Below are 21674 nucleotides of genomic sequence, written 5' to 3' on the forward strand. Positions count from 1 at the left end.
AATGAAAACGCACTACTGCAGCGCCCACCTGTCCGGCGCGCGTTTAAGACCTGTCACGCTGTTCACGCTTCAGGCTTTGGCCGCAATGGGCGTGAGCGGCCACGCGTGGGCGGACGCTTCGGCGCAGCCCGCAGCTGTCGAATTCAACGAGCAGTTCCTCGATTCCGGCGGCGGCCAGAAGCTCGACATCTCACGCTTCAATCACGGGCAGCCGGTCCTGCCGGGCACGTATCGCGCCGATACTTACGTCAACAACGTATGGCGCGGCAAGTTCAGCGTCGATGTGCGCGACTCCACGGAGCATCCCGGAGTCGTGCAACCGTGCGTGACGGCGGATCTGCTCGAACGCTTCGGTGTCGATCTGCGCAAGCTCTCGCCCGAAGCCGCCGCGAAGCTGGAAGCGGCCGGCAATGCGTGCCTGACGCTGCCCGAGGTCATCCCGGGCGCGATCGCCACGTTCGACGGCGGCGAGCAGCGTCTCGATGTAAGCGTCCCTCAAATCGCGATGAACAGCAGGGCGCGCGGCTATGTCGATCCGAAGTATTGGGACGATGGCGTCAACGCGGGCACGTTTCAGTACAACGCGAACGTGTATCACAGCTCCGCCGGCGGCTTCGACAACAACTCGGCCTACCTCGGTTTGATCGGCGGCATCAACGTCGGTCCGTGGCGCTTCCGCTATCAGGGCAACGTTACGCACAACAGCATCGGCGGCTCACATTATCAAAGCGTGCAGGCCTATGCGCAGCGTGCGTTCAAGGACATCAAGAGCCAGTTCACGGTTGGCGACACGTTCACGGACGGCGCGCTGTTCGACAGCTTCGGCTTGCGCGGCGCCACGCTCGGCACCGACGACCGCATGTTCCCGGAGTCGCAGCGCGGCTACGCGCCGGTGGTGCATGGCATCGCCAATAGCAATGCCCGCGTGCAGGTCCGGCAGAACGGCAACATCATCTACGAGACGACGGTCGCGCCGGGCGCGTTCGAGATCGACGACCTGTATCCAACGGGCTATGGTGGCAATCTCGATGTGATCGTCACCGAGGCCGACGGCACTCAGCACATCTCGACGGTTCCGTACGCGGCGGCGGTGAATGCGCTGCGGCCGGGCGTCACGCGTTACAGCGCGAGCATCGGCGAGTATCGCGATCCCAACATCGATATTCATCCGTTCGTCTCGCAGTTCACGCTGCAGCGGGGCATCAGCAATCTGGTGACGCTGTACGGCGGCGTGAGCGCTGCGGATATGTATTTCTCGACGATGATCGGCACCGCGCTCAATACGAGCGTCGGCGCGTTCGGTCTCGACGTGACGCAGGCAAGCGCGAGCTTCAAGGGCTACGGCACCCGCAACGGGGCGAGCGTGCGACTCAGCTATTCGCGCCTGTTCGAGCCGACGAATACGAATATCGCCATCGCCGCGTATCGCTATTCGACGAGCGGCTTCTTCTCGCTGCCCGACGCGGTGATGATGCGTCAGTTGAACGCCGAGCATCAACTCGGTCTCATGACCGCGCTGCAGGAGTCGCGCGTGCAGTTCACGCTGAACCAGAGCATCGGCGAGGGCGCGCAGTACGGCTCGCTCTATGCGATGGGTTCGTTTCAAACGTACTGGAACCGCTCCAGTCACGACACGCAGCTGCAAATCGGCTACACCAATAGCTGGAAGCGCATGACCTACGGCGCGTCGTTTGTGCGGCAGTTCCAGGTGAACACGAACCGGTGGGACAACCGCATCATGCTGAACATGTCCATCCCGCTCGGATTCGGGGCGCACGCGCCGCAATCGACGACCAACATCCAGCACGACACCAGCGACCGCAGCTCGACCATTCAGCAATCGGTCACGGGCACGCTCGGCGTCGACAACGCATTCAGCTACGGCATCAACGCGAACATCAACGACGGCGGCAGTCACGCCAGCAGTTCTGTCAGCGCGGGCGGCAACGTCGGTTACGTCGCGCCGTTTGCGATGCTTACCGCGAACGCGAGCACGGGCCGCAACTTCTCGCAGGTCGGCGCGGGCATGTCGGGCGGCGTGGTGGCATGGCGCGACGGCGTCGCGTTCACGCCGAACATGGGCGATACGGTCGCGGTCGTCGAAGCAAGCGATGCAGCGGGAGCACGCCTCGCCAACGGCGCGGGCTTGCGCGTGGACCGGTGGGGACACGCTGTCGTCTCCGGCATGCAGCCGTATTCGAACAACGACATCGAACTGGACCCGAAGGGCTTGCCGATCAACATCGCGCTGAAGTCGACCGTGCAGCGCACGGCACCGACTGCGGGCGCCGTGGTGCGCCTCAAGTTCGAGACGGAGAACATGGGCAAGCCGGCGGTCATGCGCGTCTCGCAGGCGGATGGCCAGCCGTTGCCGTTCGGCTCCGAAGTGTTCGACGCCGAGAATCGCAGCGTCGGCACGGTGGCGCAGGGCAGCCGCATCATCGCGACCGGGCTGAAGGCCGACGCCGGCACGCTGAACGTGAAGTGGGGCGAAGCACCCGAGCAGCGTTGCGCGGTGCGCTATCAGTTGCCCGCGGTGACGGATGCCTCGAAGCCCAACTCCATCAGCATATCGGACGCTGTCTGTCAGTGAGCGCCGTTCACATTCATTGAATCAGGAAATCAAAATGAAATTCATGGATCGGCTTGCAGCCGGACTGCTGCGGTGTGTGTTGTGCTGGATTGCTGCACTGGTGTTCGTGCCGTCGTCCGCATGGGCGACGGCGAACTGCACGGTCAACTACAGTTCGTTCACGTTGACGCTGCCGCCGTCGGTGGCCGTGGCGCGTGATTTGCCGAATGGATCGATTCTGACGGCATGGTCGCTTTCCGCCTCGAAGAACGACTATTGGACCTGCATCGTCACCGGGCAGGTCTATACGGGAACCGACTTCGAAACGGCGGGCATCACGACCGGCGGACCAACGGTGTACACGGCCAACTACCAGGGCGTCGATTTCGAGGTGTATCCGACGAACGTGCCGGGCGTGGGCATCGCAATGGGCGGCTATGTCATTCCGAACAGCCTGCCCGCCGGGCCGCGCACGTTCTCGAAGCTCGGCCGTCAGTGGAATACGAATGGCACGATCTACAACGGCGGACAGTTGATCGTCGCGCTGGTGAAGATCGGCGACATCACGCCGGGCACCGCAACAGGCATGGTCGCGCAGGCGTTCTCGTGGCAGACGCTGACGCCTCCGCCCGCGGGGAACGTGCCGTCGGCCGGGGTCATCAACTTCTATATCACGCCCGTGGTGATCACCGTGCTGACGTGCCAGACGCCTGATGTCACGGTGCCCATGGGCATTCAGGGACCGGCGGACCTGTCCAACATCGGGCCTGCGCCGAACAAGGTGTCGTCGTTCAATCTGAGTCTGAATAACTGCCCGGGCGGAACGGCGGTGAGCGGAACATTGGCTGGGCAGATTCACAGCATCCAGTACAGGATCGATCCATCGAACGGACTCGTGTCCGGCTACAGCAACGTCGCCGCGTTGAGCGGGTCGCCGAGCGCGGCGGGCGTCGGCATTCAGCTCTACGACAACACGGGCGCGGTGTTTCCCTACGGCACATATGTGACGCTGAACGGGTTCGACAGCACGAACGGCGGCAACTACACGATACCGATGCAAGCGCGTTATTACCGCACGGGGGCGCTCGGTGCCGGGCCAGCCAACGCGACCATGACGATGACCGTGCTGTACCAGTGATCCGTTCGGCGGCGGCATGGGCGCGTGTCCCTATCGCCGTCGAGCGGCCAGCAACAGAGATCAAGGAGAAGCAGAACATGAAGAAACTGAAAATCGGGCTCCTGGCGCTCGGGCTCACGAGCGCTGCGTCGGCGTTCGCGGCCGACGCCACGCTGACCTTCACCGGCACCATCATCCTGCCGACCTGTACTGTCGATTCGAATTCCGTCAATCAGACCATTGCGCTCGGCACCGCGAGGACGACGGACTTCGCCGCCGTGGGCAACACGAAGAACCCGACGGCCTTCAACATTACGCTGAACAACTGCGCCCCCAACACGAACGTGGCGATGACGGTCAACGGAACGTCGGATACGGTGCAAAGCGTGCTGAAGAACACAGGCACGGCCGCGCAAGTCGGCGTGCAATTGTTGAAAGCCGTCAACGCCGGCGATACGACCGGCTCGCCGGTCACCCTCAATTCGTCACTCACCATAGGAACCGTCAATGCGACCAACACCCTGACGATTCCGATGGTGGCTCAGTTCTATCGCCTCGGTACGATGACAGGCGGCACCGTGTCAGCCGCAGCCACCGTCAACTTCGCTTATAACTGATCGGCAGGATTGCAGAATATCCGCGCGAGACCCTATAGTATTACGCCGGGTCCGCGCGGAGAATCGGGCCGCGTGGCGCACCAACGGCGTCATCGTCCCTTGTTTGTTGGAACTTAGAGAAACTGAAATGCAAAGAATTGACCGAAACGCCCTGACTTACAGTGATGCGGCAGGCGGCGCCGCCAAGGCATCGAGCAGCTCGTCGTCTTCCACCAACGTCAAGATTTCGATTGCAGGAGCGTCGAGCGGAGGCGGGGGCGGCGGGGGCGGGGGCGCGAACAACAATTCGAATGACAAAGGCACGGTCACGGTTGGAGTCAGCATGCACTGATCAGGCGTTTCGTTAAGTGCAGGCCATCCATCATTAAGGATGGCCTTTTTTATTGCAGCTAGGTGACGCGTGTTTGCTGCCATTCAACAGCAATAATGAACACGTGTCTGAGAGCTGACATCAATCGCGAGGCAGTTAGCTTACGAATCGTTTAATAGATTGCCATTCCGAATAGAATTATCGACGGGGACTGCCTTTTGTCGCTGCTTTCAGAGTTTTCGTGGTTTACCGGCATGCGGGAACTATCTAAGATCAAGCGTTCAGGATTATTAAACGTTTCCTGACGAAGCCCAGAAGTAGGAAGGGCCGGTAATTGGGCGGACTGACATTAGTTCGCACCACGTAAATTCAGCAATTGACAGGAGGAATGAAATGCAAAAGATCGAACGCAATGCACTGGCTCAAGCATCGCTGGCTGGCGGCTGCCACAAGGCAAGCAGCCGCTCGTCGTCGAACACGACGGTGGTTGTTTACATCCAGGGTAAGTAACACGCTTCGCTTCGCATAGTCGGCTTCCTCCTCGCCTGGCGGTTTCCGCGGGGATAGCCAGAGGGCGGGGCCGCGGACCCGCCCCCCGCCGTATCTGATATGAGTTCGTCATGCCTGCCCTGCGCCCCGCGTTGAAAAAATGGCTCGCCGTGCGGAAGCATCGCATGCGCCGTTGTGTCGTCGGTCGAATTCCAATGCGTTCCGTCGAAGTGCTTGCGCAATTGTCGTGGAGCGTGCGTAGCGTATTCGACGCCACTTGCCGAGCGAATGGCCGCATTCGCGCCGAAATGGGAAGCCCGGTGCTTCGGCTGCCCCAATGCCGCGCGAAGCGGGCGTGCTTCGGCGCGCAGGTGGAGAAACTCATTGATCAGCGCATCTATTTCGGTCGCGATATTCGCAAGCGCGAAGCGTGGGCGGATCTCGATGCCATTGCCGCTATTCTGGTGACTGCCGTTGAGAGACTCAAACGCGAAGCGCCTGACAGGCCAGTATTCATTTCGCCGTTCCACTTCGTATCGCAATACGCAAACATTTATATCGTCGAGCGCATGGCGTCGCTGCTCGGCCTCCAATCCATGTCCGTCGTTTCAGGCGTGCCGCGTAATCAATACGGCGACGACCATGCGCTGATTCCCGGCATCAAGGTGCTTTACACCTATGGCGACGCGAACCGCAACGGGCTCGGCGTGCGCGTGGCGCGCTCGCTCAAGCGCGACGGCGTGGCGGTGCTCTTTAGCGACGTGCCGCCGTTCACCATGCACCGTTATCCGATGGAGACGGTGGAAGTCACCATGTTCGGCAAGAGCGCCCGCATACACAATGGCGTGTTTCGCATGGGTGAGACGTTCGGCGCGGTGCTGTTGCCGTTCTATCTTCGCTTCGCGCGTGGGCGCTTCGAAGCGCGTCTGTTCGATTCTCTTCCGCTCGACGCGCCGGAATCGCCGCAGCGTCTCGCCGGCTATATCGAAACGGCCTTGAGCGACAACTACGAGCAGTGGCTCCCGGCTGGCCATCCCGCCATGTACGCATTCGCGCCCTCGCGATAAACGCTGCACGCGAACCGGCATCGTATTACACGCAACCATTCATGCAACCGACCGATATTCCCGAATTCAAAGATGTCCCGTGGCGCTGGATAGCGTACGCCACCTCGATCTTCACCATCGTGGCGGTTGCCTTCGGTTTCGTGCATGAGATCGAGTTGAAGCAGGACGTGACCGGCGAGGTCGTCTCCGCAACCGAGGTCAAGGTTCAGGGACTGGCGGGGCTCGTGTCGGCGATCTATGCGCGGCCATCGGAGCATGTCGATCCGGGCACGCCGCTGTTCCGTCTTCAGCGCGACTTTTCGCTGACCACGGACGGCCTGCGTCGGCAAGTCTTCGACGAAAAGATGCGCGACGACCAGATCCGCTCGATCGACGAGCAGTACAGCGAGCGCCGCGTTCAGTTGAATGCGCAGCGCGAGACGGCGCGGCTGAGCGAAGCCAGCAAGCGCGCGGAACTCGGCTCGCTGGATGCCCAGATCACGCAAAACACCCAGCTCGTCGGCGAATTCGAGCAACGGCTCGCGCGCCTCAGTTCAGTCTCCGAGTACGTGACGGCGGACAAGCTCGAACAGGCTCGCGCCGATGTGCATCAGGGCAAGGTGACGGTTGCGCAGAGCATCGCGCGCAGACAGCAACTGGCGGGCGAGCTGGGCGCGTCGACCAGCAGCCAGACCGATCTGGAAGCGCAGTTGCGCGAACTCGATGCACGCCATGCACGCGACGTGCAGGACGTCCGCGCGCGTTTCGAGCGCGAGCGCCAGGACTCGACGGTGTCGGCACCGAAGGGGGGCGTTGTCACGTTTTCCAGTCTGGTGGCGGGCCGCATGCTCGCGACCGGCGATGTCGCGATGGTGATTTCCACCCAAGAGAGCGGCCCGCTGCGCGTGGCGTTGAGCATCCCTTCGCGCCGGCGCGGCTTCGTGCGCGAAGGCCAGATCGTGCGCCTCAAGTTCGATGCGTTTCCTTATGCCAAGTTCGGGACGTACGAGGCGCGCATCGATTCCATTTCCGGCACCACGGTGCTGCCCGCGAGCCCGGTCGCGCCGCCTGGCACGCCCGGCGCGCCGGACCCGTCCGAAGAGACGCAAACCACGAAGGAGTCCGACGGCGACTATCTGGCCTGGGCGACGCTGCGCGGCAATACCTTCGATTTCGACGGGCAGCACTTCAAGATTCTTCCGGGCATGCGCGCGACGGCCAGCATCGTCGTCGAGCGCCGGACGATCGCCGAGTGGGTGCTGGCGCCGCTGTTCAGAATGCTGAGAGGTTGATGTGCGCGTTATCTATCAAAACGAAGTCGCCGAGTGCGGTTATGCGTGTCTGGCGATGGTGCTGTCCCATCTCGGCCGCGCGACCGAAGTGCGCGAGCTGTCTGCGTACAAGCCGATCTCGGCCAATGGCCTGTCGCTGATGGACCTGTACGATGTCGCCACCGACTTCGGGCTTGCGGTGCAGGCGTATCGTTTCGATGCGTCGGACCTTTCGGCGGTCAAGAAGGGCTCGATTCTGCATTTCGGCGGCGCTCACTTCGTCGTTTTCGAGAAAGCGGGGCACGGCTATGTCCGCGTGATCGATCCCGCTACCGGTCGTCGGCGCGTGTCGATGGACACGTTCCGCTCCGCCGTCTCGGGCTTCTTGCTCGAATTCGCGCCCACGCCGCAGATGCCGCGCATTCGCGCGAAATCCCGCGTGCCGGCGGCGCTCAAGCGCGTGCGCGCGCTCAGTCCGCAGATGAAGGCGCAGATCGGCAAGATCGTGTTCGTCGCGCTCGGCAGTCAGTTCGCCATTCTCGCCGCGCCGTACTTCGGCAACCTCGTGCTCGATTACGTGGTGGCGGCGGACAACCGCAATCTGCTGAACGTGCTCGTCGCGACCTTCGCCAGCATCTTTTTGCTGGGCGCGCTGAGCGAATTCGTTCAGAAGTACCTCACCGAGTTGCTCTACAACATCACGCAGATCAACTCGACCGAGGGCCTGCTCGGGCATTTGCTGCGCAATCCGATGCCGTGGTTCGAGAAGCGCCACGTCGGCGATGTCTTCGCGCGCGTGAAGGCGCAGGACGAGATCAGCGTGTTCACCACGCGCACCACGGTGTCGCTTTTCATCGACCTGACGGTCGGCGCGCTCGCGCTCGTGCTGATGCTGATACAGAGCCGTCAGCTGGCGGGCGTGGCATTGCTGATCTTCGCCGTCTACGTCGCGCTGGCGCTCAGCATGTTCGCCGCCATGCGCGACAACCATGCACTGGTGCTGGAAACGTCCGCGCGTTGCGACGACTCTTTGATCGAAACCATTCGCGCGGCCTCGCTGCTGAAGCTGGCGCAAGGCGAGACGCGGCGCACCGCCATCTACATGACCATCTACAAGGCGTATGCTGCGGCGCTTCTCAAAAGCAGCCGTCTCACGTGCACGCGCGACGGCTTGCTGAAGCTCGTGTCGTACGCCGATACCATCGTTATCACGTGGCTGGCCGCGCGGCTGATGCTCGGCGGAAAGGTGTCGGTCGGCGTGTTCTATTCGTTCCTGATTTACAAGTCGCTCATGTCCGAGCGGCTCGCGAGCGGGATCAACGCCACGTTCCAGTACTTTATGCTGAGCGTGCCGACGGCGCGCGTCGACGATATCGTGGAGAGCGAGAACGAACGTTACACGCCGCTCGCGGATACCCAGCGCGCCACCGAAGTACGGTCCTTCAACGATATCGAAGTGCGCGACGTGACGTTCAGCTACGGCATTTCCGACGAGCCGATTCTCAGGAACGCGAGCATCCATATTCGCCGAGGCGAGAAGATCGCGATCACCGGACCTTCTGGCAGCGGCAAGTCCACGCTGTTCAAGCTGCTTTCGGCGGCGGAACCGCTGCAGCACGGGCATATTGCGCTCAATGGCATTGCGTGGCCGAACCTGACGGTCGATGAAATCCGCCGCCATCAGGCGCATATGCGGCAGGGCGACATCATTCTGCACGGGTCCATTGCGGATAACGTAACGCTGTTCGCCGCCGAGACCGACGAAGACCGCATCCACGCGCTACTCGACGATGTCGGCCTCCTCGACGACATCATGCGTTTGCCGATGCGAACGCGCACCGTCATCAGCGACACCATCGCCAATATCTCGGCGGGTCAGCGGCAGCGGCTGCTGCTGGCGCGCGCGCTGTATCAGCAGCGCGAACTGCTGTTGCTCGACGAACCGACTTCGAATCTCGATCCTGCGTCGGTGCGGCGCATCGCGTCGCTGCTGCGCAATCTCGATCGCACGGTCGTCGTGATCACGCATGACATGTCGCTCGCTTCCGCGTTCGACACGCGTTATCGGTTCGCCGCGGGCGCACTGCTGCCGGAGAGCGATGCAGTGAGCACGGCCACGACAGACGAGATGCTCCATGCTTAAGCGACGCATATCGCTGGGCGCGCTGGCGTGCGCGCTCGTCTTTGCCGATGCCGCGCGGGCGGACGATCTCGTCGCGATCGTGCAACAGGCGCTCGATCACGACGCGGAACTCGGCCAGGCGCAGGCCGCGTATGAAGCCGCGAAGCAGGCGGTGCCCATCGCTCGGGCGGCGCTCTTGCCGCAGATCGCGGGCGGGTGGGGAAGGTCGTACAACCGCATCGACATGGACGGCTTTCCGCGTCAGAAGTACTGGCAGAACGGCTGGATGGTGACCATGACGCAGCCGCTCTTCGACTGGAGCAAGTGGACCGCTTACCGGCAGGCGGATTTCGTCGTCGCGCAGGGCGCGGTGGATTTTGCCGGCGCGCAGCAGGCGTCGATTCTGCGGGCCGTGCGCGCGTATTTCGATGAGCTGGCCGCCGAAGACGAAGTGAAACGGAGCACGGAGTACCTCGCCGCCATCGACGCGCAACTGGAGCAGGTGCGTCGAAAGCGCGCCGTGGGCGAGGTGACGCTCATCGACCAGCGCGAAGCTGACACCGCGCGCGAGCAGGCGCAATTGCAACAGGTGGATGCGCGCGAAGAACTCAGTGCGAAGCGCCGCGCGTTGCAGCAGGTGACCGGGCGGCCGTTCGCGGCGCTAGCCCCGTTGCCGGCGGGAACGGCCTTGCCGACGCTCGCGGGAGGCGAGGAAACGTGGGTCGAACAAGCTAAGGCTCGCGGCTACGAGGTGCAGTCCAGGCAACTCGGCTGGGAGATCGCCAAATTTGATTCGGCGAAGGCTCGGGCGGCGCATTATCCGGTCGTGAGCGTGACCGGCAGCTATACCCCTGCCGGCGCAGCGTCCGGTTATTCGCGCCCGACGACGACCACGACCGGCATGCTGCAAATCCAGATTCCGCTCTATTCCGGCGGCGAGATTCAGGCGCGCATGAAGCAGTCGCTAGCTCTCGAAGACAAGGCCAAAGAGGGCTACGAGCTTGCTTCGAATCAGGCAGAGGCTTCCGCCCGCGACAACTTTGCCAAATACGTGCGCGAACGCCAGCGGACGGATGCGCTCTGGCACCTCGTGGAAAGCGCCCGCGATACGCTTAATGCCACGGAAGTCGGTTTCAAGATCGGAAGCCGCACCGGCAACGACGTGCTGCGCGCCATCGACGCGCTGTACACCGCCCGCCGCGATCTGCTGCGTTCGCGTTATGCGGCGGTCGTGGCGTTCCTGCAGTTGAAGGCGGACGTCGCTACCTTGAGCACCGACGACATCGCGGACCTGAACGGCAAGCTCTGCTGCGCATTGCAAACGTCGAGCGCGGACGCGCGCTCGACGTCGCCCGTTACTCCGCGCTCGCTGCCGCGCGCTTCACCGCCCGGACCACGCGCGCGAGGGCTTTCAACGCATCGGCGGCGGCGTCGGCGAATTGCGCCGCGACGATCGCGCCATCCACGGCGAGCGCGAGCGCCTGCGCGTCTGCCTTCGCGGTGCGTGACGGCGGCATCAACGCGCGAATCGCGGCGGTCATTTCGCGCTTGTGCCGCCGCGCGATCTCGACAGCCTGCGGCAGCGTGCCGCCGACTTCGACCACCGAATTGATGAACGCGCAACCGCGATACGCCTCGCCGCCGAACCATTCCGCGAGCGTCGGTACGAGCGCCGAGAGCGTGCCGCCGTGACGCGAAAGGCCGTCGCGGAACCACGTCATCCAGTTGTCGTGACGGTATTCGAGAAACGCGACGATGAGGTCGTCCTTGCTCGCGAAGTATCGATAGAACGTTTTCTTCGCCACGCCCGATTCCGCGATCACCCGGTCTATTCCCGTCGCGCGGATGCCGTCGCGGTAGAAGAGGTCGTGCGCGGTGCGCAGAATGCGGGCATCCGGTGGAAGCTCGGTGGAGTCGGCAGGGGAGGCGATCATGTTCATGCAATCAATTGTAGACAGGTCTGTCTACCTGCGCTAGAGTGCGCTTCAGGTAGACAACTCTGTCTACCATGCTCAACGTCAACAGGACATGCCATGGAAACCAGACCGCCTCTCCCGCCGTTCGACGCTGAAACCGCCGCCCTGAAGGTTCGTCTCGCCGAAGACGGCTGGAACACGCGCGATCCCAAGCGCGTCGCGCTCGCGTACACCGAGGACACGCGCTGGCGCAACCGCGCGGAGTTCGTCAACGGACGCGCGGAAGTCGAGGCGTTTCTGCATCGCAAGTGGGTTCGCGAGCTCGATTATCGGCTCATCAAGGAGCTATGGGCGTTCACCGGAAACCGCATCGCCGTGCGCTTCGCATATGAATGGCATGACGATTCGGGCAACTGGCACCGCAGTTATGGCAACGAGAACTGGCAGTTCAACGAGGCCGGGCTCATGACGCATCGGCATGCGTCGATCAACGATCTGCCGATCAAAGAATCCGAGCGCAAGTATCACTGGCCGCTCGGGCGCCGCCCCGACGATCACCCGGGACTGAGCGATCTCGGGCTTTAGCCGAAGAGAGGCGAGCGACGCTCACATATCGCGTCGCCGGCGGAACGCCCACCATCCGGCGAGCACGGTGAAGCTCGCGACGATCGCCACGAGCAGCCAGAAGCCGTGATGGTTCTCGGCGAGCGGTATGCCGCCGACGTTCATGCCGAAGAAACCGGCCACGATATTGATCGGCAACGCGAGCACGGTCACGAGCGTCAGCGTGAAAAGCGTGCGGTTGCTCTGCTCGTCCATGCGCGTCGCGATTTCTTCCTGCAGCAGCTTGATGCGCTCGACGAGTCCGGCGAGGTCGTTGAGGACGAGCGAAAATTCCTCGGTCGCGTCGCGCAGGTCCTGGATGTCCTGCGCATGCAGCCAGCGCGGCGGGCGCGCGAGCAGCCGAAACACCGAGCCGGGTTCGGGCGCGAGGAGCCGTTGCAGCCTCACGAGCACGCGCCGCTGCGCGCCGAGATCGGAGCGGGTCGTGGACGCGTGCGTCGACAAAAAGCGATCTTCGATGCCGTCCACTTCCGCGCTCGTCCGCCGCACGATCTGCACGAGCAGATCCGCCTGATCGCGCAGCAGATGCGCGAGCAGTTCCGCTGGCGAGCGGAATACTTCGCCGCGCCGCACAGACTCGCGCAGCGAATCTATGGAACGCAGCGGCTTCATGCGCGCGGTGACGAGCAGCTTTTGCTGCGTGTACACCCAGAGCGTCGCGATTTCCGAGGGCGTCAGCTCGAAATTGAACATGACGTCGTTGATGACCGCGAACAGCGCGCCTTCCTGATGCTCGATGCGCGTGGAATGCGAACCCTCGTGCAGCGTGTCGAAGAACGCATCGGGCAAGCCGAGCCGGGTTTTGATCCATCGCTCGCATGCGCTGTTGGCGAGATCGAAGTGCAGCCAGAGGAACTCTTTGGCCGTGTCGTCGCGGCTGACCCAGTCGCTCGCCTGTTCCGAATCGATGGGCTCGCCCGGTTGATCGACGCGAAAGCGGAAGCCGCAGACGAGGCCGGTGAAGTCGGAACCGTAAAGCGATGTTTGAGGGATAGCGGGATTCATGCGGACGGTGGGTGCGGTCGGAGACTGGCGGTCTGCTTGGTCAGGCGCTAGTGTGCCACCGGTCGCGGCTCGCGACGCGCGTTTGGCGCGCGCTTCGTGACGCGAAACGATCGGCCCCATCGTGGCGATGATTGTAAGAATGATTGTCATATTGACGGCGTATCATCACCGCATACGCGACGATAGACGCCGGTCCCGGCGCGCGCCGACTGTCAAACTTGGGGAGAAGGGTTGTGGATGATGACCGTGACGATCTGGATGGCGCGACGCAAACCACCGCGGCGGGACTGATACGCCTCGCATCGGTGATATCGGGCCTGGCTCGCGACGGCGCGCTCGACACGCGGTTCGGCGCGAAGCTCTACAAGCGGCTCGACAAGGAAGCGCGGCGCGTGGCGGCGGGCGGCGAGCTGGCGTGCGAGGAGGCGGACCGCGATGCGCTCGTGGCCGCGCTCGGCGAGCTGGATCTGGCGCTTCGGCAGCGCGACGCCGCCTCGCTCGTTCAGGCGAATGCGCGGCTGCGCGAAAGCGAAGAGAACGCCGCGAAACGGCGCAAGGGCAAGCGCGAAGCCAGCGCCTGACCGGTCGTCCGGGCTGGCGCGATTCGTGCGGTACGGCGGTCAGATGAATACCTCGACTTGCCATGCCCGTGAATTTGCATTCGCCCCAATGCGCTCTCTGGACCAACCGCAGTATCGACGTCGATCTCCCGTGCTGGCGGATTCTCGTCGTCGATGACAACGCTTCCAGCGCCGAGGCGCTCGCCGCGGCGCTCACTGCCGACGGATTCGAGACGCGAGTCGCGCTGTCCGGCGTCGACGCGCTGCATGCGGTCGACGGCTGGGTGCCGCACATCGTCATCCTCGATATCAGCATGCCGGAGCACGACGGCTTTGCGACCGCGCGTGTCCTGCGGCGCATCGCTCGTACGCGCGACGCGGGGATCATCGCGTTTACCGCGCTCGGCGAGGAACTTGTGCGCACGAAAGGGCTGCATGCCGGCTTCGACGCGTACTGCCAGAAGGGCAATTCTCCCGCGACGCTCGTCCATCTGATGCAGCGTCTCGTCCACTGATAACGTCCCGAATCGGCCTTCGACAACGCCGATCGGCACGAGATTGTTCTGTCCCTAGCGAAAAGCGTAATCGACGCCCGTCTCGCGCCGCGCCTTACGCGCCGGGGCTTTCCAGCCTTTCGCACGCTCGTGCGGCCACCGATTGTTGGCGCTAGCTGAAAAGTGTATTGAAATATATCGGGATAAAAAAACGATAGTAGGGGTATACACTGCTTTCCATCGACGTAGCAGACAGTTTCTCGCAAGACCGCTGCGGCGCTTTCTGATTGAACGTCAACCGTCTTTGGAGATCACCATGAAACGCAATCTTCTCGCTACCCTTCTTATCGCCGCTTCCGCCACCCTCGCTGCGCCCGCTTTCGCAAGCGGCTACGGCCCGGCTCCTTTCTATCGCCCGGCTTCCGGCGCTCCGACGTCGCAACAAGGCCCGAGCGCCCAAGCGATCGCTGCTGAAGAGCACGCACACGGCGTCGATGCGAACGCCTACGGTGGTTCGCGTGACTCGCTGGCTCAGTCCGGCGCCCGCACGCAAGCAGCAAACAGCACCAACTCGGTCTTTTTCGGTCACTAATCGAACCAGTCTGGCCGGCTCATCCGCCGGCTCTCAAGGCTGAAGCGACCCATTCGGCGCCCGGCGCGGCAGACTCACAAGGTCTCTCCGCTCCGGGCGCCGATGTTTTTTGCGCCGCCGATTCACGCGTTGACGATCGCGCCGCGCATCACGCTGGCGAGTTCCGACGCCTCGAACTTCGAGACATACGCATTCGCGCCGACCTTGCGCACGTGCTGCTCGTTCGCCGATCCCGACAGCGACGAGTGAATCACCACCGGAATGTGCTGCAAGCCGCTGTCCGCCTTGATGCGGCGCGTGAGCGTGAAGCCGTCCATCTCGGGCATTTCGAGGTCGGTGAGCACGAGCGCGATTTCGTCCGAGACCTCGGTGCCGTGCTTCTGCGCCTTATGCAGCGCGGCTTCGAGCACATCCCACGCTTCCTGCCCCGTCTTCGTCATGACGAAGGGCACGCCCATCGCGGTCAGGCTCTGTTCGATCAGCGCCCGCGCGACGCCCGAATCATCCGCGGCCAGCACGCGCGCGCCCGGCTTCAGTTGCAGACGGCCGGTGCGCGCTTCCGTGATGTCCGATTCCTGGCCCGGCAGCACGTCCCGCACGATGCGCTCGACATCCAGCACCTGCGCGAGCCGCGATCCGTCGACGTTGCCGTCGAGGCGCGCGAAGCTCGTCACCGTGCGTCCGCTCGAATGCGACTCCGCCGACAACACCTGATTCCATTCGAGCCGCACGATATCGTCGACTTCCTCGACCGCGAAGCCCTGCGTCGTGCGCGCAAATTCGGTCACGAGCAGAATCTTGGGGCCGTTCTTCGGGCGGCAGCCGGTGATGCGCGCGAGGTCGATCACCGGAATGATCTGCCCGCGAATGTCGGCGACGCCGAGAATCTCCTCGCTGGAACCGGCGACGGCGGTGATCGTCGGCATCGCGAGGATCTCGCGCACCTTGAACACGTTGATGCCGTAAAGCTCGCGCTGCTCCGAGTCCGGCGCCTCGCCCAGCTTGAAGAGAAGCAACTCGAACATGTTGCTGCCCGCGAGCCGCACGCGCTGCTCGATATCCTGTTGTGAATTGCTCACTGCTTCTCCTGTGGTGTGGGCGCTTGCGCCGCGTAGTCCTGGCGGAAGACGGAATTTCCGCGCGATGCCTGATTAGCGGCACGAATCGGCGAAACTGAAGGCAGGGAAAGCACAGGTGCGGTGCGGCTTGTCTCCCGCTGCGTGTCGCGCTGTGTCCTATACTCTTCGCGAATGGTCGGGTTAATGCCGATGAATGCATCGGACGGAAGCCTTACGCTCATACAGCGCAGCAACGTGTTCCGGATACAACGCAGCGCGCCCGATCATCCACCACGCGGACGGTGAACGGCGCGCAAGTCAGACGGAGGCGGTCGATGGCAACAGTCGCAAAGGTTCTGAGCTCGAAACCCGAACAGACGGTCTATACGATCGCGGACACGGCGCCGGTCTTCGACGCGATCAAGCTGATGGCGGACAAGCACATCGGCGCGGTGATCGTCACGCGCGGCGACGAAATCGTCGGCATCATGACCGAGCGCGACTATGCGCGCAAAGTCGTGCTCATGGACCGCTCCTCGAAAGACACGCCGGTGCGCGACATCATGACTTCGCACGTGCGCTACGTGCGGCCCGACCAGACCACCGACGACTGCATGGCGCTCATGACCGACAAGCGCATGCGCCACTTGCCGGTGATCGACAACGGCAAGCTCGTCGGCATGATCTCCATCGGCGATCTGGTCAAGAACATCATCTCCGAGCAGCAGTTCACCATACAGCAACTCGAGTACTACATTCGGGGCGAGCACACGTAAGCGTCTGCCAGGGCGCGCTCCCGTTGTAAGGCTTTCGTTATAATCGGCACGCTCGCCGGCCGCTTCGATGCGTCTCGGCGCACGCAATCATGCGACGAACCGCAAGGAGCGCAGCCGATGACCGTGTCCGCACCTTTGGCCGATGCGTCGGCCGCCGCCCGCGCGCTCGCGCCCGACGCGCCGTTTTTCATCGTGATGAACGCCGGTTCCGGGCGCAGGCAGGCGGACGAAACACGCGCGGCTTTGGCCCGCGAATTCGGCGCGGCGGGGCGGCGCTTCGATCTGCGCGTGGTCGACAAGCCCCGGCGCCTCGCCGCCGCCGCGCGCGAAGCCGCCGAAGAGGCCCGCGCGCAACGCGGCGTGCTCGTCGGCGCAGGCGGCGACGGCACGCTCTGCACGGTTGCCGAAGCGGCGCTGAAAGCGGACGTGCCGTTCGGCGTGCTGCCGCGCGGCACCTTCAACTACTTCAGCCGCGATCACGGCATTCCCGCCGATCTTGACGCATCCACGAAACTGCTGCTCGACGCGCGCGCCTATCCGGTCCAGGTCGGGTACGTGAACGACCGCATGTTCATCGTCAACGCGAGTCTCGGGCTGTATCCGAAGCTGCTCGAAGACCGCGAAGCCTACAAGCGGCAATTCGGCCGCAGCCGGCTCGTCGCGCTGTGGTCGGCACTTTTCACGCTGTTGCGGCGGCATCGTCATTTGAGGCTGCATATCGAGCAAGAGGGACGCACGCGCGAAGTGCGCTCGTCGACGCTCTTCGTCGGCAACAACCGGCTCCAGCTCGAACAGATCGGCATGGCCGAGGCCCGCGCGGTGGAACAGGGCTTGCTCGTCGCGATTGCGCCGCGGCCTATCGGGCGGCTCGCGCATCTGCTGCTGTCGCTGCGTGGCGCGGCGGGTCGTCTCGCCGATTCGGATCACGTCGAGAGCTTCACGTTCGACAAGATCACGGTGACGCGGCCGTCGCGTGGCATGCGGTCGACGGGCAGACGCCGCGTGAAAGCGGCGACCGACGGCGAAATCGCGTGGCTCGACATGCCGCTCGAATTCCGCGTCTCGGAACGGCCGTTGCTGTTGCTCAAGCCCGAGCCCGACGTGGCCGAAGCCAATCGCTCATGACCGTATTGCTGCATATTTCCGATCCGCATTTCGGCACCGAGCGGCCCAAAGTCGTCGCGGCGCTGCTGCGTCTTGCCGAGGCGGTGCCGCCCGATGTCGTCATCCTGTCGGGCGATATCACGCAGCGGGCGCGCCGCTATCAGTTCGACGAGGCGCGCGCATTCATGAATACGTTCGGCGCGACGCCCGCCGTGATCGTGCCGGGCAATCACGATATTCCGCTCTACGATGTGTTCACGCGGCTCGTGCGCCCGTACGCGAACCATCAACGCGCGTTCGGCGCGGAACTGGAGCCGTCGTTCGAATCGCTTGATGTACTCGTGCTCGGCGTCAACACGACGCGGCCGTATCGCCACAAGGACGGCGAAGTGTCGATGCCGCAGATCCGGCGCGTCGCGGCGCGCCTGGAGACGGCGAGCGCGGCGCAGTTGCGCGTCGTGGTCACGCATCAGCCGGTGGCGGTCTCGCGCGCGAGCGACGAGACGAACCTGCTGCACGGGCGCGAGCGCGCGGTGCCGCGCTGGGCGCGCGCGGGCGCCGACCTGATTCTCGGCGGACACATTCACCTGCCGTACGTGCTGCCGCTGCACGATACTTTCGCCGACCTGCCGCGCCGCATGTGGGCGGTGCAGGCGGGCACGGCGCTGTCGTCGCGCACGCGGGCGACCGTCGGCAATTCCGTGAACGTGATCCGCTACGCGTGCAACGCGACCGGACGGCGCGCGCGCGTGGAACGCTGGGATTACGCGGAGCCGAGCGGCCGCTTCGAACAGCTCGCGTGTCATGATCTCGCGCTCGACAGTGCGTCGCAGGCTGCGGCGCTGACATCGGCCGAATGAAGCGCGCCTGAGACAATAGACGGCCGACAGGAGACGCCATGAGTTTCGAACTGACGATGCTGGCCTGGACGCTCGTGCTCGCGCTCGTGCAAGTGCTGTTGCCGGCGCTCTTGCGCAACCGCGAGACCGGCATCCGATACAACACCGGCCCGCGCGACGGCCCCGCGCCGCCGCCCGGCAAGCTCACCGCGCGTCTGATGCGCGCGCAGTCGAATCTCTTCGAGACGCTGCCGGTCTTCGCGGTGGCCGTGCTGATCGTCCACGTGACCGGGCGCGAGAACCCGCTCACGCATTACGGCGCGCTGACCTACTTCGTCGCGCGGGTGATCTACGTGCCGCTGTACGCCGCGGGCGTGCCGTTCCTGCGCTCCCTCGCGTGGCTGGTTTCCGTGGTCGGCATCATTCAGATCCTCGTTCCCATTATTTAGAGAGAAGTGCTCATGAGCGATTCACCGTCGGCGGTAGAAATCGAAACCGCGCCGAATCCCGAATTCGCCGTCATTCTGATGCACGGCCTCGGCGCCGACGCGAACGACTTCGTGCCGCTCGTGCCCGAGCTGCGCCTCGCGGATGCGCCCGCCGTGCGCTTCGTCTTCCCGAACGCGCCGGAGATTCCGGTCACGGCGAATAACGGCTACGTGATGCGCGCGTGGTACGACATTCTGTCGTTCGAGGGCATCAACCGGAAGGTGGACGAAGCGGGCATCGAGGCGTCGGTGGAGCGCGTGCGCGCGTTGATCGCCGGGCAGAACGCGCGCGGCATTCCGACCGAGCGCATCTTCATCGCGGGATTTTCGCAGGGCGGCGCGATGACGTATCACGCCGGTCTCACGCATCCGGAAAAGCTCGCGGGCCTGATCGTGCTGTCGGGCTATATCCCGTCGCCAGATCTGATCGATGCCTCGATCAGCGAAGCCAATCGCGCCGTGCCGGTGTTCGCCGCACACGGCAGCTTCGACGACGTGCTCGACGTGCGGCTCGGCGAGGAAGCGTGTGAGTTCGCGCGCGGCCACGGTTGCGCCGTGGACTGGCACGCGTACCCGATGGCGCACACCGTCTGCATGGAAGAAGTCGAAGCGCTGCGGGCGTGGTTCGCAGCGCGGCTCACCGGCCGCTGAACGCGTTCGCCTCGATCATCGACACCATGCCGCGACGCAGTTCGGCCGGGCTCACGGGCTTGCTCAACACGTCGTGGTGGCAGGCGAGCGGCACGATGGTCGCCGCCGGCTCGCCCGTCACGACGAGGCAAGGGCACGCGCGCCCGAGCTGGCGCGCGCCGAGCATCGCGACTTCGCGCGCGGTTTTCGCATCGCCCAAGCGGTAGTCGGTGATGATGAGATCGGGGAAGCGTTCGATGGTCGCGAGCATCGCTTCGTATTCTTCGAACGTCGCGGCCGAGTCGTAGAGCACGCCCCATTGCGAGAGCAGCGCCTCGGTGGAGGCGCGCACGAGGCCGTCGTCCTCCACGAGCAGCACATAGCGCCCGTCCAGTTGCGCCGCTTCCGCGGCTTCGGAGCGCGCCGGCGCGCGCGCGGACGGCTGATCGGGCGACGGCCCGCACAGCGGGATATCCACCGAGAAGCGCGAGCCGCGTCCTTCGGCGGACTTCAGTTCGATGCGGTGTTCGTCGAGCATCGAAATCACCGCATTCACGATCGACAGGCCGAGCCCCAGCCCCTTGTCGCGGTCCTGCTCCGGGTTATCGACCTGAAAGAACGGCTGAAAAATGGCGTCGAAGTAATCGGCCGGTATGCCGATGCCGTTGTCGAGCACGTCGATACGCGCGCGCGTCGGCGAGCGCACCACGCCGACGATTACCGTCGGCTTCGCGCGCTTCGCGGTATCCGCGTACTTGATGCCGTTCGACACCAGATTCGCTACCGCGCGGCCGAGCCAGTGCGCGTCGCTGCGCACGCACACGACATCGTCTTTCGGCAGGCGCAGGCGCAAGTCCACGCCACGGCTCTTGGCGAACGGGCGCAGCTGCTCGGCGGCTTCCTCGACGATCTCGCGGACATCGAAGACGTGATAGCGCGGCACGACGCGCCCCGATTCGAGCCGCGACAAGTCCAGCACGGCGTTCAAGAGGCGCGCGAGAATCACCGACGAGCGCCCGCATTCGTTGATGAGCCGCTCCGCCTGATCGAATTCCTCGTTGCGAATGGCTTCGGCGGCCGCTTGCAGGAAGAGATTGAGCGCGTGCATCGGCTGCCGCAGGTCGTGCGTCGCGGCGGCGAGGAAGTTGGATTTCTCGCGGCTCGCCGTCTGCGCGGCGATCATCTGCTGTTCGCGCAGCGCGAGCAGCGCGTTGGTCTTCGTCTCCTGATCCTTCTTCGCGATTTCCAGTTCGCGATTCTTGCGTTCCAGCGAGCCGTTCGCGCCGCGCAGTTCGTCGTTGAGCGACGCCAGCGCGCGCTCGGCGAGATACCGTTCCCGCGACACGCGCTCGGCGTGCGCACAGACGCCGTGCCCGACCACCACGACGTTGAACATATAGAAGAGCCCCGCGAAGAAATCCTCCGCGTTGAGCAGTCCGACCGTGATCTGCATGAAGACGACGGAGGCCATCGTGATGACGCCGACCATTAGCGCGGCGCGCGAGCGCAGATAGAAAAAGCTGAACTGGAAAAAAAGCGCGAGGTACAGGCCGATGAAGTACTGCGTGTAGTTGTACGGCGCGGGCGTGATCGCCACCATCGTCAGGATGAGGCAGAGCAGGCCGTAGATGCCGGTGAGGATGACGCGGTGCGCGGTCGCGTGCGAGCGAAACGACGGCCGCAGCACCAGAAAGCCGACGCAGATCAGGAGCGCGACGCCGGCGAAGCGCAGCGTCAGAATGTCGGCGAGCCGCACGTTGAGCGCCTTGTTGCCGCGCACGAAGCTGAAGTCCCACCACAAAAAGCACGTCCAGATGACGAGCGCGAGCAGCGCCGACGCGCGCCGGAACGCGCAGAACCGCTGGCTGTGGTCTTCGAGGAACTGCGCTTCGAGCGCGGCATCGGCGAACGGCGCCGGAATCGACAGGTTGCGCACGAGACTCGCGCCGGCTTCGCGGGCGGCAGCGGTCAGGATTCCTTCGGCGCGCACGGAGGCGGCGCGTGGCGGGACGGCCATCGTCGGATTCTCGAAAGAGCGGTGCAA

19 protein-coding genes and 1 pseudogene are annotated in these 21674 nt (G+C 64.0%); 16 read left to right on the top strand and 4 right to left on the bottom strand.

Translation table 11 applies throughout. From position 1 onward, the window contains the following. Nucleotide 1: 1 nt before the first annotated feature. The 7 genes and pseudogenes from HWX53_RS12860 to HWX53_RS12890 all read left to right on the top strand — a co-directional run. Nucleotides 2-2593 carry a fimbria/pilus outer membrane usher protein gene (locus HWX53_RS12860; RefSeq protein WP_175941322.1) on the top strand — a complete coding sequence of 864 codons (2592 nt, stop codon included), beginning with the start codon at nucleotides 2-4 and terminating at the stop codon, nucleotides 2591-2593. A gap of 34 nt (nucleotides 2594-2627) precedes the next feature. Further along, a complete protein-coding gene (locus HWX53_RS12865; RefSeq protein ID WP_175941325.1) occupies nucleotides 2628-3710 on the top strand; it encodes a fimbrial protein in 1083 nt (360 codons plus the stop codon). A gap of 77 nt (nucleotides 3711-3787) precedes the next feature. Continuing rightward, nucleotides 3788-4306: a fimbrial protein gene (locus HWX53_RS12870; protein WP_175941327.1), complete on the top strand. Its 519-nt coding sequence runs from the start codon at nucleotides 3788-3790 to the stop codon at nucleotides 4304-4306. A gap of 1014 nt (nucleotides 4307-5320) precedes the next feature. After that, on the top strand, nucleotides 5321-6172 hold the full coding sequence (locus HWX53_RS12875; protein WP_244140094.1) for a hypothetical protein: 852 nt from the start codon (nucleotides 5321-5323) through the stop codon (nucleotides 6170-6172). 41 nt (nucleotides 6173-6213) lie between these two features. Then, entirely contained in the window at nucleotides 6214-7443 is a 1230-nt protein-coding gene (locus HWX53_RS12880) for an HlyD family efflux transporter periplasmic adaptor subunit (RefSeq protein WP_175941330.1), read from the top strand. A 1-nt stretch (nucleotide 7444) separates the two neighbouring features. After that, nucleotides 7445-9565: a peptidase domain-containing ABC transporter gene (locus tag HWX53_RS12885; RefSeq protein ID WP_175941332.1), complete on the top strand. Its 2121-nt coding sequence runs from the start codon at nucleotides 7445-7447 to the stop codon at nucleotides 9563-9565. Beyond that, nucleotides 9558-10829 (top strand): annotated as a pseudogene (locus tag HWX53_RS12890) (TolC family outer membrane protein); the annotation flags it as partial. The gene HWX53_RS12885 and the pseudogene HWX53_RS12890, both read left to right, overlap by 8 nt. A gap of 70 nt (nucleotides 10830-10899) precedes the next feature. Here the strand turns inward: HWX53_RS12890 and HWX53_RS12895 are convergent. Beyond that, nucleotides 10900-11484, bottom strand: coding sequence for a TetR/AcrR family transcriptional regulator (locus HWX53_RS12895; protein WP_175941334.1), 585 nt, complete (start codon nucleotides 11482-11484; stop codon nucleotides 10900-10902). Between the two features lie 93 nt (nucleotides 11485-11577). Between HWX53_RS12895 and HWX53_RS12900 the strand changes: the two genes are divergently transcribed. Then, nucleotides 11578-12045 carry a nuclear transport factor 2 family protein gene (locus tag HWX53_RS12900; RefSeq protein WP_175941336.1) on the top strand — a complete coding sequence of 156 codons (468 nt, stop codon included), beginning with the start codon at nucleotides 11578-11580 and terminating at the stop codon, nucleotides 12043-12045. Nucleotides 12046-12066: 21 nt separating this feature from the next. On the opposite strand, the gene HWX53_RS12905 is transcribed toward HWX53_RS12900, so the two are convergent. Beyond that, a complete protein-coding gene (locus HWX53_RS12905) occupies nucleotides 12067-13089 on the bottom strand; it encodes a transporter (RefSeq protein ID WP_175941338.1) in 1023 nt (340 codons plus the stop codon). Nucleotides 13090-13322: 233 nt separating this feature from the next. On the opposite strand from HWX53_RS12905, the gene HWX53_RS12910 reads away from it, so the two are divergent. From HWX53_RS12910 to HWX53_RS12920, 3 genes are all read left to right on the top strand, one after another. Further along, nucleotides 13323-13670: a hypothetical protein gene (locus tag HWX53_RS12910; protein WP_175941340.1), complete on the top strand. Its 348-nt coding sequence runs from the start codon at nucleotides 13323-13325 to the stop codon at nucleotides 13668-13670. 62 nt (nucleotides 13671-13732) lie between these two features. Continuing rightward, nucleotides 13733-14164: a response regulator gene (locus tag HWX53_RS12915; RefSeq protein ID WP_175941343.1), complete on the top strand. Its 432-nt coding sequence runs from the start codon at nucleotides 13733-13735 to the stop codon at nucleotides 14162-14164. A 295-nt stretch (nucleotides 14165-14459) separates the two neighbouring features. Beyond that, a complete protein-coding gene (locus tag HWX53_RS12920; protein ID WP_175941345.1) occupies nucleotides 14460-14735 on the top strand; it encodes a hypothetical protein in 276 nt (91 codons plus the stop codon). A 122-nt stretch (nucleotides 14736-14857) separates the two neighbouring features. On the opposite strand, the gene HWX53_RS12925 is transcribed toward HWX53_RS12920, so the two are convergent. Then, on the bottom strand, nucleotides 14858-15814 hold the full coding sequence (locus tag HWX53_RS12925; protein ID WP_175941347.1) for a chemotaxis protein: 957 nt from the start codon (nucleotides 15812-15814) through the stop codon (nucleotides 14858-14860). Between the two features lie 314 nt (nucleotides 15815-16128). Between HWX53_RS12925 and HWX53_RS12930 the strand changes: the two genes are divergently transcribed. The 5 genes from HWX53_RS12930 (at nucleotide 16129) to HWX53_RS12950 (ending at nucleotide 19651) form a co-directional block, all read left to right on the top strand. Continuing rightward, entirely contained in the window at nucleotides 16129-16569 is a 441-nt protein-coding gene (locus tag HWX53_RS12930) for a CBS domain-containing protein (protein ID WP_175941349.1), read from the top strand. A 117-nt stretch (nucleotides 16570-16686) separates the two neighbouring features. Then, a complete protein-coding gene (locus tag HWX53_RS12935; protein WP_175941351.1) occupies nucleotides 16687-17694 on the top strand; it encodes a diacylglycerol kinase family protein in 1008 nt (335 codons plus the stop codon). Next, entirely contained in the window at nucleotides 17691-18533 is an 843-nt protein-coding gene (locus HWX53_RS12940) for a metallophosphoesterase family protein (RefSeq protein ID WP_175941353.1), read from the top strand. Before HWX53_RS12935 ends, HWX53_RS12940 begins: the two co-directional genes overlap by 4 nt. A 38-nt stretch (nucleotides 18534-18571) precedes the next feature. Further along, complete coding sequence (locus tag HWX53_RS12945; RefSeq protein WP_175941355.1) at nucleotides 18572-18961, top strand: MAPEG family protein; 390 nt, start codon at nucleotides 18572-18574, stop codon at nucleotides 18959-18961. A gap of 12 nt (nucleotides 18962-18973) precedes the next feature. Beyond that, nucleotides 18974-19651, top strand: a complete 678-nt coding sequence (locus tag HWX53_RS12950; RefSeq protein ID WP_175941356.1) for an alpha/beta hydrolase — start codon at nucleotides 18974-18976, stop codon at nucleotides 19649-19651. On the opposite strand, the gene HWX53_RS12955 is transcribed toward HWX53_RS12950, so the two are convergent. Then, nucleotides 19638-21647: a hybrid sensor histidine kinase/response regulator gene (locus HWX53_RS12955; protein ID WP_175941358.1), complete on the bottom strand. Its 2010-nt coding sequence runs from the start codon at nucleotides 21645-21647 to the stop codon at nucleotides 19638-19640. The genes HWX53_RS12950 and HWX53_RS12955 overlap by 14 nt on opposite strands. Between the last annotated feature and the right edge of the window lie 27 nt (nucleotides 21648-21674).

This window comes from Caballeronia sp. BCC1704, assembly GCF_902833455.1.
GTDB lineage: Bacteria > Pseudomonadota > Gammaproteobacteria > Burkholderiales > Burkholderiaceae > Caballeronia.

Coding starts and splice junctions, on each gene's coding strand:
- HWX53_RS12860 (WP_175941322.1), top strand. CDS start 2: ATGAAAACGCACTACTGCAGCGCCCACCTGTCCGGCGCGCGTTTAAGA.
- HWX53_RS12865 (WP_175941325.1), top strand. CDS start 2,628: ATGAAATTCATGGATCGGCTTGCAGCCGGACTGCTGCGGTGTGTGTTG.
- HWX53_RS12870 (WP_175941327.1), top strand. CDS start 3,788: ATGAAGAAACTGAAAATCGGGCTCCTGGCGCTCGGGCTCACGAGCGCT.
- HWX53_RS12875 (WP_244140094.1), top strand. CDS start 5,321: ATGCGTTCCGTCGAAGTGCTTGCGCAATTGTCGTGGAGCGTGCGTAGC.
- HWX53_RS12880 (WP_175941330.1), top strand. CDS start 6,214: ATGCAACCGACCGATATTCCCGAATTCAAAGATGTCCCGTGGCGCTGG.
- HWX53_RS12895 (WP_175941334.1), bottom strand. CDS start 11,484: ATGAACATGATCGCCTCCCCTGCCGACTCCACCGAGCTTCCACCGGAT.
- HWX53_RS12900 (WP_175941336.1), top strand. CDS start 11,578: ATGGAAACCAGACCGCCTCTCCCGCCGTTCGACGCTGAAACCGCCGCC.
- HWX53_RS12905 (WP_175941338.1), bottom strand. CDS start 13,089: ATGAATCCCGCTATCCCTCAAACATCGCTTTACGGTTCCGACTTCACC.
- HWX53_RS12915 (WP_175941343.1), top strand. CDS start 13,733: ATGCCCGTGAATTTGCATTCGCCCCAATGCGCTCTCTGGACCAACCGC.
- HWX53_RS12920 (WP_175941345.1), top strand. CDS start 14,460: ATGAAACGCAATCTTCTCGCTACCCTTCTTATCGCCGCTTCCGCCACC.
- HWX53_RS12930 (WP_175941349.1), top strand. CDS start 16,129: ATGGCAACAGTCGCAAAGGTTCTGAGCTCGAAACCCGAACAGACGGTC.
- HWX53_RS12935 (WP_175941351.1), top strand. CDS start 16,687: ATGACCGTGTCCGCACCTTTGGCCGATGCGTCGGCCGCCGCCCGCGCG.
- HWX53_RS12940 (WP_175941353.1), top strand. CDS start 17,691: ATGACCGTATTGCTGCATATTTCCGATCCGCATTTCGGCACCGAGCGG.
- HWX53_RS12945 (WP_175941355.1), top strand. CDS start 18,572: ATGAGTTTCGAACTGACGATGCTGGCCTGGACGCTCGTGCTCGCGCTC.
- HWX53_RS12950 (WP_175941356.1), top strand. CDS start 18,974: ATGAGCGATTCACCGTCGGCGGTAGAAATCGAAACCGCGCCGAATCCC.
- HWX53_RS12955 (WP_175941358.1), bottom strand. CDS start 21,647: ATGGCCGTCCCGCCACGCGCCGCCTCCGTGCGCGCCGAAGGAATCCTG.